This window comes from Geodermatophilus africanus (genome assembly GCF_900107105.1).
GTDB lineage: Bacteria > Actinomycetota > Actinomycetes > Mycobacteriales > Geodermatophilaceae > Geodermatophilus > Geodermatophilus africanus.
This window is the reverse complement of the sequence record NZ_FNOT01000001.1, coordinates 335929-348310: the sequence shown is the minus strand read 5'-3', so window position 1 is coordinate 348310 and position 12382 is coordinate 335929. Positions and strand designations below refer to the sequence as shown.

The 12382-nt window shown below is 75.3% G+C and carries 12 protein-coding genes and 1 riboswitch; of the genes, 9 read left to right on the top strand and 3 right to left on the bottom strand.

Annotated elements, in window-relative coordinates:
- Positions 1-77: 77 nt before the first annotated feature.
- The 4 genes from BLW63_RS01580 (at position 78) to BLW63_RS01565 (ending at position 4277) form a co-directional block, all read left to right on the top strand.
- Complete coding sequence (locus BLW63_RS01580; RefSeq protein WP_280140475.1) at positions 78-779, top strand: helical backbone metal receptor; 702 nt, start codon at positions 78-80, stop codon at positions 777-779.
- Between the two features lie 286 nt (positions 780-1065).
- Complete coding sequence (locus tag BLW63_RS01575; protein ID WP_091150724.1) at positions 1066-2184, top strand: NDMA-dependent alcohol dehydrogenase; 1119 nt, start codon at positions 1066-1068, stop codon at positions 2182-2184.
- Between the two features lie 162 nt (positions 2185-2346).
- Complete coding sequence (locus BLW63_RS01570) at positions 2347-3516, top strand: CaiB/BaiF CoA transferase family protein (RefSeq protein ID WP_091150721.1); 1170 nt, start codon at positions 2347-2349, stop codon at positions 3514-3516.
- Entirely contained in the window at positions 3513-4277 is a 765-nt protein-coding gene (locus BLW63_RS01565) for a crotonase/enoyl-CoA hydratase family protein (RefSeq protein ID WP_091150719.1), read from the top strand. The genes BLW63_RS01570 and BLW63_RS01565 overlap by 4 nt, the downstream gene beginning before the upstream one ends.
- 11 nt (positions 4278-4288) lie before the next feature.
- Here the strand turns inward: BLW63_RS01565 and BLW63_RS01560 are convergent, their stop codons facing one another.
- On the bottom strand, positions 4289-5116 hold the full coding sequence (locus BLW63_RS01560; RefSeq protein WP_091150716.1) for an IclR family transcriptional regulator domain-containing protein: 828 nt from the start codon (positions 5114-5116) through the stop codon (positions 4289-4291).
- A gap of 145 nt (positions 5117-5261) precedes the next feature.
- Positions 5262-6752, bottom strand: coding sequence for an amidohydrolase family protein (locus BLW63_RS01555; protein ID WP_091150713.1), 1491 nt, complete (start codon positions 6750-6752; stop codon positions 5262-5264).
- 226 nt (positions 6753-6978) lie between these two features.
- Between BLW63_RS01555 and BLW63_RS01550 the strand changes: the two genes are divergently transcribed.
- From BLW63_RS01550 to BLW63_RS01530, 5 genes are all read left to right on the top strand, one after another.
- The gene (locus BLW63_RS01550; RefSeq protein WP_091150711.1) at positions 6979-8181 is read left to right on the top strand and encodes a CaiB/BaiF CoA transferase family protein; all 1203 of its coding nucleotides are present in this window, start codon (positions 6979-6981) and stop codon (positions 8179-8181) included.
- On the top strand, positions 8142-9017 hold the full coding sequence (locus tag BLW63_RS01545; protein WP_425284231.1) for a citryl-CoA lyase: 876 nt from the start codon (positions 8142-8144) through the stop codon (positions 9015-9017). The genes BLW63_RS01550 and BLW63_RS01545 overlap by 40 nt, the downstream gene beginning before the upstream one ends.
- 30 nt (positions 9018-9047) lie before the next feature.
- Positions 9048-10019: a quinone oxidoreductase family protein gene (locus BLW63_RS01540; protein ID WP_091150707.1), complete on the top strand. Its 972-nt coding sequence runs from the start codon at positions 9048-9050 to the stop codon at positions 10017-10019.
- Between the two features lie 56 nt (positions 10020-10075).
- On the top strand, positions 10076-10939 hold the full coding sequence (locus BLW63_RS01535) for a dioxygenase family protein (protein ID WP_091150705.1): 864 nt from the start codon (positions 10076-10078) through the stop codon (positions 10937-10939).
- Between the two features lie 127 nt (positions 10940-11066).
- Positions 11067-11666, top strand: a complete 600-nt coding sequence (locus tag BLW63_RS01530; protein WP_091150703.1) for a YceI family protein — start codon at positions 11067-11069, stop codon at positions 11664-11666.
- A 40-nt stretch (positions 11667-11706) separates the two neighbouring features.
- Here BLW63_RS01530 and BLW63_RS27240 read toward each other — a convergent pair whose 3' ends face one another.
- Complete coding sequence (locus tag BLW63_RS27240; RefSeq protein WP_280140477.1) at positions 11707-11943, bottom strand: cupin domain-containing protein; 237 nt, start codon at positions 11941-11943, stop codon at positions 11707-11709.
- A 326-nt stretch (positions 11944-12269) separates the two neighbouring features.
- Positions 12270-12382, top strand: a riboswitch (SAM riboswitch).

The following is a 12382-nucleotide window of genomic DNA, read 5'->3' as shown; positions in this document are numbered from 1 at the left end:
CTGCAGCGGGGCCGTTCCAGCACGTCACCACGGATGACCTGGGGACAGCGGTCGAGTTCCCGCGCCCGCCGCGGCGGGTGGTGTCGCTGGTGCCCTCGCTCACCGAGGCGCTGGCGGAGACGGTCCCCGAGCGGCTGGTGGGCGCCACCGACTGGTGCAGCCACCCCGCCGGGCTCGACGTGCCCCGGGTGCGGGGCACCAAGAACCCCGACCGCGCGGCGATCGCGGCGCTCGAGCCCGACCTCGTCGTCTGCAACCGCGAGGAGAACCGGCGCCTCGACGTCGACCGGTTGCGAGCGGCCGGCGTCCCGGTGTGGGTGACCGTCGTGGAGTCGGTCGACGAGGGGCTGGCGTCGCTGCGCCGGCTCTTCGGCGCGGTGCTCGACGTGGGGGAGCCGGGCTGGCTGTCGGCGGCGGCCGCGGAGTGGGCCCGGCCGGTGCCCGCGCCGCCGCGCCGGGTCGCCGTCCCGGTGTGGCGCGACCCCTGGATGGTCGTCGGACCCCGCACCTTCACCGGTGACGTGCTGACCCGGCTGGGGCTGGTCAACGTCTTCGCGGCCGCGGAGGACCGGTACCCGACGGTGGCGGCCGCCGACATCACCGCCGCGGGGCCGGACCTCGTCGTCCTCCCCGACGAGCCCTACCTCTTCACCGCCGACGACGGACCCGAGGCCTTCCCGGGGTTCCGCACCGCGCTGGTGTCCGGCCGCGACCTCACCTGGTACGGCCCCTCGCTCGGCCCGGCCCGCGCACGGCTGCTGGCGGCGACGCGCGGCTGACCTGCGATCGGTCGGCGTCGGGCGCGCGGACGTGACACCGGGGGTTGCGCGGTGACACGAAGCCTGTGAGTCCGCTAGGAACTCCCTGGGAGTTCGCTGCGGACCCCACCCGTCCTCCTTTCCCCCACACCGCCCCGGCGACCCCGAGTACCCCGGCCCCGGCCGCCAGGACGGCGTGGTCCGTACGAGTACCGCCGCACCGCGTCGCCCGACCGGCCGAGCCGGACGGGCGCCGTCCACCACGGGGACCGCGACACCTCGACGACGAGGGAGAGAAGGAGCCGACGTGAAGACCCGGACTGCAGTCCTGCACGCCCAGCCCGGCGAGTACGAGGTGACCGAGCTGGACCTCGACGGCCCCCGCCGCGGTGAGCTGCTGGTCAAGATGACCGCCGCCGGGCTGTGCCACACCGACGACCACGTCGCCGTCGGTGACTCCCCGGCCTTCCGGCTGCCCATCGCGGGCGGCCACGAGGGTGCCGGCGTCGTCGTCGGGGTCGGCCCCGACACGCCGGGGTGGAGCGAGGGCGACCACGTGGTGCTGAGCTTCATCGCGGTCTGCGGGCAGTGCCGGATGTGCTCGACCGGACGGCAGAACCTCTGCGACCTCGGCGCCCGGCTCTTCCTGGGGGCGCGGCTCGACGACCCCACCAGCTTCCGGCTCTCGTACCGGGGACAGCCGGTGGTCCAGCACTCCGGCGTCTCGGCGCTGAGCGAGTACACCGTCATCGACGCCCGGTCGGCGGTCAAGATCGACCGGACCCTGCCGCTCGACAAGGCCGCCCTGGTCAGCTGCGGCGTCGCCACCGGGTGGGGGTCGGTCACCAACATGTCCGACGCCCGGCCCGGCGACGTGCTGATCGTCATGGGGGTCGGCGGGGTCGGCATCAACAGCGTGCAGGCCGCCCGGGCGATCGGCGCCCGCGCGGTGATCGCCGTGGACCCGGTGGAGTTCAAGCGGGAGACCGCCCTGCAGTTCGGCGCCACGCACGTGACCGACACGATGAAGGAGGCGACCGCCCTCGCGCAGTCCATGACCGAGGGGCAGGGGGCCGACGCGACGGTCGTCACCGTCGGCGTCGTGACCGGGGAGCACATCGCCGAGGCGGTGGCCTCCGTCCGCAAGGCGGGCACGGTGGTGCTCACCGGGACCGGGGGGATGCGCCAAGCGGGCATCCCGATCAACCCCACCATGTTCACGGTCTTCCAGAAGCGGCTGCAGGGAGCCCTCTTCGGCGGGTGCAACCCGCGGTGGGACATCCCCCACCTGCTCGCCCAGTACACGGCGGGCACGTTGCGGCTCGACGAGCTCGTCACCCGGACCTACACCCTCGACCAGGTCGCCCAGGGGTACGCCGACATGCGGGACGGCCAGAACATCCGCGGGCTCGTGCTCTTCGACTGAAGAGGACCTCCCTGCCCCCCACCGCTCGGAGAAGGACCCCGTCCTCCTCACCGCTCGCACGCTCGCGGCGAGCCTCTGGACGGGGCCGGGGACCCTGCAGGGAGGCCGCCCGTCCTGCCCGGACGGGGCCGGGCGGCCGCGGGGCGTTGCTAGGGTCCGCGCGTGCTGCCGCCCACCGGCCCCCTCGCGGGGATCCGCGTCGTCGAGCTCGCCGGTCTCGGGCCCGCGCCCTACGCCTGCCTGCTGCTGGCCGAGCTGGGCGCCGACGTCGTCCGGGTGGACCGTCCCGGCGGCGGCACGCAGCTCGTGCCGGCCGAGCAGGACGCGCTGAACCGCAGCCGCCCGTCGGTCGCCGTCGACCTCAAGACCCCGGCCGGCCGGGACGTCGTCCTGCGGCTGGCGGAGGCCGCCGACGTGCTGGTCGAGGGGCTGCGCCCCGGCGTGACCGAGCGGCTCGGGGTCGGGCCGGAGGACTGCTGGTCCCGCAACCCGCGGCTGGTCTACGCGCGGATGACCGGCTGGGGCCAGGACGGGCCGCTCGCCGACCGGGCCGGGCACGACATCAACTACCTGGGGCTCACCGGCGCGCTGCACGCCATCGGGACGGCGGAGACGCCGGTGGTCCCGCTGAACATCGGGGCCGACTTCGGCGGCGGCGCGCTCTTCCTGGTCGTCGGCGTGCTCGCCGCGCTGCTCGAGCGGCAGACGAGCGGACGCGGCCAGGTGGTCGACGCGGCCATGGTGGACGGCGCCAGCTCGCTGGTCACGATGGTCTACGGCCTGCTCGGCGCCGGGGCGTGGCAGGACCGCCGCGCGGCCAACCTGCTCGACGGCGCCGCGCCCTTCTACGGCACCTACGCCTGCGCCGACGGCCGGCACGTGGCGGTCGGCGCCATCGAGCCGCAGTTCCACGCCCAGCTGCTCGCCGGCCTGGAGATCGACCCCGGCGCGCACGGCGGCCAGCTCGACCTCGCCCGCTGGCCGGAGCAGCGCGCCCGGATTGCCGCCGCCTTCGCCACCCGCACCCGCGACGAGTGGGCCGGGGCGTTCGCCGGCACCGACGCCTGCGTGACGCCGGTGCTCGGGCTGACCGAGGCGCCGTCCCACCCGCACCTGGCCGCCCGCGGCACCTTCGCCGATCGCGGCGGGCACCCCGAGCCCGCGCCCGCGCCGCGCTTCTCGCGGACCCCCGGCGAGGTCCGCGGCGGGCCCCGCGCCCCCGGTCAGGACACCCGCTCGGCGCTGGCCGCGTGGGGCTTCGGCGAGGACGAGGTGGCCGGGTTGCTCGACAGCGGCGCCGTGGTGCAGGCCGACGGGGGGGAGAAGCGGTGACCGACGAGGTGCGGGTCGAGCGGCGCGAGGGCGTCCTGGTCGTCACGATCGACCGGCCGGAGGCGCGCAACGCGCTCACCCGCGCCGTCGCCGAGGGCGTGGCCGCGGGGGTCGACGAGCTCGACGCCGACGACGGGCTGCGGGTCGGCGTCCTCACCGGCGCCGGGAGCACCTTCTCCGCCGGCATGGACCTCAGGGCCTTCCTGCGCGGCGAGACCCCCGCGATCGAGGGCCGCGGGCTGTGCGGCATCACGCAGACCCCGCCGCGCAAGCCGCTCGTCGCCGCGGTCGAGGGCTGGGCGCTGGCCGGCGGGTTCGAGCTGGTGCTCGCCTGCGACCTGGTGGTGGCGGCCGAGACGGCGCGCTTCGGGGTGCCCGAGGTCAAGCGCTCGCTGGTCGCTGCCGGCGGCGGCGCGCTGCTGCTGCCGACGCGGGTGCCGCGCAACGTGGCGATGGAGATGCTGCTGACGGGGGACCCGATCGACGCCCGGCGGGCCGCGGAGGTCGGCCTGGTCAACCGGGTCACGGCCGAGGGCGGGGCCCTGGAGGGCGCTCTCGCGCTGGCCGCGACGATCGCCGCGAACGGCCCGCTCGCCCTGGCCGCCACCAAGGCGGTGGTCCTCGGCGGCGCCGACTGGACGACCGGGGAGGGCTGGGCCCGGCAGGCCGAGCTCGTCGCGCCGGTCTTCGCCAGCGAGGACGCGCGGGAGGGGGCGGCGGCCTTCGCCGAGAAGCGCCGTCCGGTCTGGCGCGGCCGCTGACGTCGCCGCCGTCAGGCCGTCCCGGTGCCCTCGCCGGCGGGGCGGACCTCCGCGTGCGGCCGCGACTGCCACAGCGCCCACTCCGCGCTCACGTCCCCCGCGGTGCGCAGCAGCCGGGGCAGGTGCTCGGCCAGCAGCCGCTCGACGGACGTCCCGGCGGCGTGCACCGTGACGTTCATGGCCGCCCGCACCGAGCCGGTCCCGTCCCGGACGGGAACGGCCACCGACCGGACGCCCGGCGCCAGCTCCTCGTCGGCCAGCGCCCAGCCACGAGCCCGCACCTCGACGAGGTCTTGACGCAGCTGCTCGGCGGTCCGGCCGATGTACGGCGGCAGCCCCGCCCGGCTGGGCTGGGCGAGCGTCGCCTCGAGCTCGGCGGGGGAGAGGGCGGCCAGCAGCACCTTGCCCTGCGAGGTCTGGGCCGCCGGGAACCGCGTGCCGATCTCCACCCGCAGCGCGATCAGCTTGGGCACGGACACCCGGGCCACGTAGACGATGTCCGAGCCGTCGAGCTGGGCCATGGACGACGACTCGCCGGTCGCGGCCACCAGCGCCTCGAGGTGCGGCCGGGCGATGTCCCACATCCCGAGGGCGCCGACGTAGGCCATGCCGAGCCGCAGCACCCGGGGGGTCAGCTCGAACCCGGTCGCCGTCGACCGGACGAACCCGAGCTCCTCCAGCGTCAGCAGCAGCCGGCGGGCCGTCGGCCGGGCGAGTCCCGCCGCGGAGGCCACCTCGGTGAGGGACATCGTCGGGTGGTGGGCGTCGAAGCACGCCAGGACGTCGAGGCCGCGCGCGAGCGCCTCGACGAAGTCCGGACCTGCTCCCCGCCCTGCCATCCGGCAGCCTCCCTTCGCCTCCAGCCCTTGCCTGCCCCGGTCGGCCCGCTGCAGGGCCCCGGCCCGTCCCGGGTCCCGCCCTGAGCTCGTAGAGGGCGGGCAGGACGGGGTCCTCCCACGAGTGGCGGGAGGCAGGGGTCCTCTGTCAGCGGCCGAGGACGCGCTCCTCGCCGCCGGCCCGCTTCGACTCGTCCTTGAAGTCCGTGTACCGGTACGGGTTCTCCAGGATCTCCTGCTCGGCGTCGGGCATCTCGGGAAACATCCCGGCCTGCCAGGCCTCCTCGCCCAACTCGCCGCGCAGGTGCTCGATGGTGTCCTCGACCTCGCTGCGGACCGCGGCGAGGTCGATGCCGACCAGCTGCCCGCCGTGCTTCACGACCCGGCCGTCGACGATCACCGTGTGCACGTCCCCTCGCTGGGCCTGGAAGACGACGTGGCCGAACGGGTTGAGCAGCGGGAAGGAGACGGGTGAGGCGTCGTTCTTGACCAGGACGACGTCGGCCTTCTTGCCCGGCTGGAGGCTGCCGAGGTCGTCGCGGCCGATGGTGTGCGCGCCGCCGCGGGTGGCCCACTCGACCACCTGCTGGGCGCGCAGCCGCAGTTGGGTGATGGTCTCGCCCTTCAGGTGGGCGTCCATGTGCTCGGCCATGCGGTCGGCGTTGAGGGTGGCGCGCATCGCGGCGAACATGTCCCCGCTCCACCAGACGCTGGTGTCCTGCGACAGCGACACCGGGATGCCGTACTGCAGCACCTGCTCGGTGGGCGCGTGCCCCTGACCGGCGCTGCACTCGGACTCGGTGGAGACGGAGATCGAGCCGCCGGTGGCGGCGATCCGCTGGTAGCTGTCGCGGGTGAGCGTGGAGGCGTGGACGTACGTCGTCTCCGGCGTCATGAACCCGGCGTCGTGCATCTGCTGGATGCCGGTGTCGCTCGTGGCGCCCCACACGCCGGCGTGGGTGGTCACCGGGATGCCGAGCTCGCGGGCGGCCTCAAAGGCGGCCCGCTCCGGGAAGGCGGGGTCGCCGGTGACGTCAAAGGCGATCTGCACGCCCGCCATGTCGTCGCGGGCGTCGCGCAGCCGCTCCAGGAAGCCGCGGACGGCGGGGTCGGCCGTCCACTCCCACGGGCCCTGGTGGATGTTGCCGTAGGCCAGCACGAAGCGGCCGGGCACCGAGCGCAGCGCGTCGAGGGCGGCCTCGGCGTGGTCGACGCTCTGCAGGCCGTGCGACCAGTCGACCGTCGTCGTGACGCCGGCGTCGATCGACTCGATGGCCGCCAGCCGGTTGCCCGCGGAGATGTCCTGCGGGCGGAAGCGCTTGCCGTGCTCGAGGTAGTACCAGACGAAGTACTGGGTCAGCGTCCAGTCGGCGCCGTAGCCGCGCATCGCCGTCTGCCACATGTGCCGGTGCGTGTCGATCATCCCCGGCATCACGATGCCGCCGCGGGCGTCGACCTCCTGGGTGCCCTCCGGCACGTCCAGGGCGCTGCCGACAGCGGCGATCCGGTCGTCGACGACGAGGACGTCGGCGTCGCGGAGCACGGTGCCCGCGTCGTCCATCGTCACGACCGTGCCGCCGCGCAGCACGACCGGGCGGCCGGCCACCGGCGGTGCACCCGCGGGCTCGGAGTGGGTCATTGTCTCCTCCTGGACGTCGGCGGCAACATCGTCCGGACGAACGTCCGCACAGCGGTCACAGCGCCCGGGATGGCGCCACCCTGGCTGTGGGCCCGGTCACGTGTCAAGGGCTCGGGCGCTCGTCCTAGCGCGGTTGACAGGGCCGGACGCCGGAGCCGAGACTGCGGCGAGCCGGCGGACGTCCGTCCGCAGCAGCGTCCCCGCTCCCGAGGAGGTCGCAGCACCCATGACCGTCGGACCACCGGGGACCAGCGGCACGACCGGCCCCACGGGGCCGCTCGCCGGCCTGCTGGTGGCCGACTTCTCCCGGATCCTCGCCGGGCCCTACGCCACGATGCTCATGGCCGACCTGGGGGCCGAGGTGGTCAAGGTGGAGAGCCCCGGCGGCGACGACACCCGGACCTGGCAGCCGCCCGTCCGCGACGGCGTGGCCACGTACTACCTCGGGGTCAACCGCAACAAGCGGTCGGTGGCCCTGGACCTCAGGGACCCCGCCGACCTGGCGGCCGCCCGCGAGCTGGCCCGCCGGGCCGACGTGCTGGTGGAGAACTTCAAGCCCAGCGGCCTGGCCCGCTTCGGCCTGGACCACGCCACCGTCTCGGCGACCAACCCGGGCATCGTCTACGCCTCGATCAGCGGCTTCGGCAGCGGCCCCGGTGGCGCGGCGCTGCCCGGCTACGACCTCATCGTGCAGGCCATCTCCGGCCTGATGAGCCTCACCGGCGACCCCGACGGCGAGCCGTACCGGGCGGGCGTCGCCGTCTTCGACGTCATGGCCGGCCTGCACGCCACGATCGGCGTCCTCTCCGCGCTGAACCGCCGCCACGAGACCGGGCGGGGGCAGCTCGTCGAGGTCAACCTGCTCTCGTCGGCGCTCTCCGGGCTGGTCAACCAGACCAGCGCGTACGTCGCCGGCGGTGTGGTGCCGTTCCGGATGGGCAACAGCCACCCCAGCCTGTTCCCCTACGAGCCGCTGCCGTGCGCCGACGGCGAGCTGATCGTCACCGCCGGGAACGACGGGCAGTTCCGCCGGCTGTGCGAGGTCCTCGGCGCCCCCGAGCTGGCCGAGGACCGGCGCTTCCTGCGCAACGAGGACCGCAACACCCACCGCGAGGAGCTGCGGCCGCTGCTGGTCGACCGGCTGCGCACGCGCGGGAAGCTCGAGTGGTTCCGGGAGATCATCGCCGCCGGCGTCCCCTGCGGTCCGATCAACACCGTCGACCAGGGCGTCGCCTTCGCCGAGGAGGTCGGCCTCGACCCGGTGGTGACGGCGGGGGAGGGCGCGGCCGCCCTGCCGTCGATCCGCAACCCGATCCGCTTCTCCGAGAGCGAGCCCAGCTACCGGCTGCCGCCGCCGTCGGTCGACGAGCACGGCGCCGAGATCCGCCGCTGGCTGGCCGAGCCGACCGGGGAGGAGCGCAGCGCATGACCGGCGAGGACCGCCCTGTGTACCCGACCGCGTTGGGTGCCTCGAGCCTGGAGAGCATCACCCTGCTCGGCACCGACCTGGCGCGGGACGTGATGGGGCAGGTCGGCTTCGGCGAGCTGGCGTTCTGGCTGGCCACGCAGCGGCGGCCCAGCCGCGGGGAGACGCGGGTCTTCGAGGCGGTGCTCGCCGCGCTCGCCGACCACGGCTTCACCCCGACCGCGATCGTCACCCGGCTCACCTGGCTGTCCGCGCCGGACTCCGTCCAGGGCGCGCTGGCGGCCGGCCTGCTCGGCGGCGGCTCCCGTTTCCTGGGCGTCACCGAGGACTGCGGCCGGTTCCTGCACGACGTCCTGACCTCGGTCGAGGGCGGGCTGCCGACCGACGACGCCGGCTGGGACGCGCTCGCGCTGGAGACGGTGACCGCGCAACGGGCGGCCCGCCGGTTCGTCCCGGGCCTGGGTCACCACGTGCACAAGCAGGGCGACCCGCGCACGCCCCGGCTGTTCCAGATCGCGGCGGAGGAGGGGCTGTCCGGGCCGCACCTGTCGCTGTTCGCCGCCATCGGCCGGGCCCACCCGCAGGTGCTGGGGAGGACCCTGCCGCTCAACGGCGCCGGTGTCTGCGGCGCGGCCCTGGCCGACCTCGGGCTGCCGCTGGAGCTGCTGCGCGGGTTCGCGCTGCTGGCACGCACCGCCGGGCTGATCGGCCAGCTCGCCGAGGAGCTCCGCCACCCGGTGGCCGACGAGGTCTTCCTGTCGGTGGACCTGAACAACCGGTCCGTGGCGCCGGACCCCTACGTGCCCGACCCCCTGCCCGCCCCCGATCCCGCCCCCTGAGGCCGACCCACCACCCGAGGAGCCCGTCCCATGCGCGCCGCCGTCCTGCACACCCCGGGGCAGCCGCCGGTGTTCGACCCGCACCCCGACCCGCAGCCGGGGGCGGGCCGGACGCTGGTGCGGGTGACCGCCGCCCCGGTGGTGCCGCTGGACCTGCTCTGCGCCTCCGGGACGTCCTACCTCGGCCGCCCCGCGACCCCGTACGTGCCCGGCGTGCAGGGGGTGGGCGTGGTCCAGCACTCGGCCGTCCACGCGCCCGGCTCCCGCGTGTGGTTCGCGACCACGGCCGGCATGGCCCCCGGCGACGGCAGCCTGGCCGAGCGGTGCTCGGTGGCCGACGCCGACGTGGTCCCGCTCGAGGCCGGGGTGCCCGACGTGGCGCTCGCCGCGCTGGGCCTGTCGGCCGTCGCCGCCTGGATGGCACTCTCCTGGCGCGGCCGGCTGCGGCCGGGCGAGCGGGTCGTCGTCCTCGGCGGCGGCGGCGCGGTCGGCCAGGCGGCGGTCGGCGCGGCAACGCTGCTCGGCGCCGGCCGGGTGGTGGCGGTCTGCCGGTCGGAGGAGGCGCAGGCGCGGGCGCGCCGCGCCGGGGCCGACGAGGTGGTGCCCCTGTCGGAGGACGTCGACGTGCTCGCCGCGCGGCTCGCCGAGGCGTGCGGCGGCGCGGCCGACCTGGTCGTCGACCCCGTCTTCGGCGCGGCGGCCACCGCGGCGTCGCGCGTCCTGGCACCCGCCGGCCGGCTGGTCAACCTGGGTGGCGCCTCCGGTGACGAGGCCACCTTCTCCTCCTCGGTGCTGCGCAGCCGCAGTGCCGAGGTGCTCGGCTACACCAACAACGCGCTGACCGCCGAGCAGCGGGCGCAGGCGCTGACCGCCGTGGCCGGGCACGCCGCCGCCGGCCGACTGGCCGTCGCGGCCGAGACGTGCGCGCTCTCCGACGTCGCCGCCGCCTGGGCCCGCCAGGCGGCCGGGGACGTCGGTGCGCGCCTCGTCCTGACACCCTGACCCACCCTCTCCCGCGGCCGGCGCACGCCGGCCGCACCGTCTGCGAGGAGGCAGCCGTGCAGCTGGTCACCGAGGACAACATCACCGCGCTCGCCGTCGACCGCTGGGCCACCGCGGCGGACCCGCGGCTGGCCGAGCTGATGACCGCCCTGGTGCGGCACCTGCACGACTTCGCCCGGGAGGTCCGGCTGACCGAGGCGGAGTGGATGGCGGCGGTGCGGTGGCTCACCCGCACCGGGCAGGTCAGCGACGAGAAGCGGGAGGAGTTCATCCTGGCCTCCGACGTCCTCGGGCTGTCGATGCTCGTCGTCCAGATGAACCACCGGCTCGACCCGCGGGCGACCCCGGCGACCGTGCTCGGGCCGTTCCACATCGAGGGCTCACCGGAGCTCGGGTACGGCGCGGAGATGTCCCAGGGCCTGCCCGGGACCCCGCTCTACGTCCACGGCACGGTGCGCGACCTCGACGGCGCGCCGGTCCCCGGAGCCGTGCTCGACGTCTGGCAGGCCGACAACGAGGGCCTGTACGAGTCGCAGTACGCCGACGTCGACGAGGCCCGGCTGCGCGGCAAGTACACGACCCGGGACGACGGCGGCTACTGCCTGCGCACCGTCGCGCCGCTGGGCTACACGATCCCGATGGACGGCCCGGTCGGCGAGTTGATCTCGCGGACGGGGATCAGCCACTTCCGCCCGGCGCACGTGCACTTCCTGCTCGCCGTCCCCGGTTTCGAGCCGCTGATCACTCACCTGTTCCAGGCGGGGGCCGAGTACCTCGACAGCGACGTCGTCTTCGGCACCAAGGCCGAGCTGGTGGTCGAGTTCGAGGAGCGGGCGCCCGGACCGACCCCCGACGGCGGCACGCTGGACCGGCCGTGGTTGGAGGCGCGCTACGACTTCGTGCTGCAGCGGCGCAGCTGAGCCGGCCCGCCGCCCGCGCGGCCGCTCGGCCGCCCGACCTGCGCAACCGCCCGGTGCGGACCCTGGCGTGCTGGCGCCCGACCCGATCAGCCAGGATGGAGCGCGCACAGGGGGAAGGAGGGCCACCGTGGGCAAGCACCGGGCACCTGACGCGGACCCCACCGACTTCGACGCCGCCACCAGCGCGCTCGTCGACGTCACCGGGGACTACGAGGTCGACGTCGCGCACACCCGCATCGGGATCCGGGCCCGGCACGCCATGGTGACCACCGTCCGCGGGTCGTTCACCGACTTCAGCGGGACCGCGCACCTCGACGTCGCGGACCCGGCGGCGAGCTCGGTGTCGCTGCGCATCCGGACGGCGAGCATCGACACCGGCACCGCCGACCGCGACGCGCACCTGCGCTCGGCGGACTTCCTCGACGTCGAGACCTTCCCCGAGATCGTCTTCACCTCCACCGACGTGGAGCAGGTCGACGCGGAGACCTACGAGGTCACCGGGGACCTGACCATCCGGGACACCACCCGGCCGGTGTCGGTCGAGTTCACGCTGACCGGCTCGGCGAAGGACCCGTTCGGCAACACCCGGGTCGGCTTCGAGGGCGCGCTGGCGATCAAGCGCAGTGACTGGGGCCTGACCTGGAACACCCCGCTGGACACCGGCGGCGTGCTGGTCAGCGACCGCATCCAGATCGAGTTCGACGTCTCGGCCGTCCGCGTCAGCTGAAGAAGGACCCCGTCCGCCCCACCCTTAGTCTGTGGGTCCTTCACCAGTCGACGCCGGCGCGCTCGGTGCCGATGCGCACCAGCACCCGCCCTTCGACGCGGTAGGTGTGCATCACCGTGAGCCGCGGGGTGTAGACGTGCACGCTCACCGCCGGCTCGACGCCGCGGTTGGTGACCCGGTGCACGCGGTGCGGGCCGAAGTAGCGCACTCGGCCGGCGGTGAGCCCGGTGGCACCCTCCCGGGCACCCACGGCCTCGGACAGTGTGCCCCGGACGATGGCGAAGGCGCCGGCGGCGGCGAGCGCGGCCGAGCCGGTGCGGGAGTCGGCCGCGCGGGCCGGCCGCAGCCAGGCAGGGGACAGCAGGGATCGGGATACGACGGGTCTCCTCGGGAGGTCGGGGTCCGGTCGCGCGGGTCGGCAGCCGGGCGGACGGGGACGCCGTCAGCGACAGGCGGCGGACCAGACCCGGCCGAGGTCGACGTGCGCGCGCCGGACCAGCCGCGGCAGCGCGGCAGAAGTGGTCGGGGCTGCGGGCACGGACGAATCCTTACCACGTCGATCGGATTTGACGGGAATAGAGACGGCGTGTCACGCTCCCGCCGGGTCACGAGCGCCAGCGACGAGCCCCGGCTCGCTGGCCGGCAACCCTCCTCCGCGACGGGGTGCCCCGGGTGACGACCTGGCGGGCGCCGACCGGCACCGGCAAGCGCGGGCC

Coding starts and splice junctions, on each gene's coding strand:
- BLW63_RS01540 (WP_091150707.1), top strand. CDS start 9,048: ATGCGCGCCGCCGTCCTGCACACCCCGGGGCAGCCGCCGGTGTTCGAC.
- BLW63_RS01550 (WP_091150711.1), top strand. CDS start 6,979: ATGACCGTCGGACCACCGGGGACCAGCGGCACGACCGGCCCCACGGGG.
- BLW63_RS01555 (WP_091150713.1), bottom strand. CDS start 6,752: ATGACCCACTCCGAGCCCGCGGGTGCACCGCCGGTGGCCGGCCGCCCG.
- BLW63_RS01560 (WP_091150716.1), bottom strand. CDS start 5,116: ATGGCAGGGCGGGGAGCAGGTCCGGACTTCGTCGAGGCGCTCGCGCGC.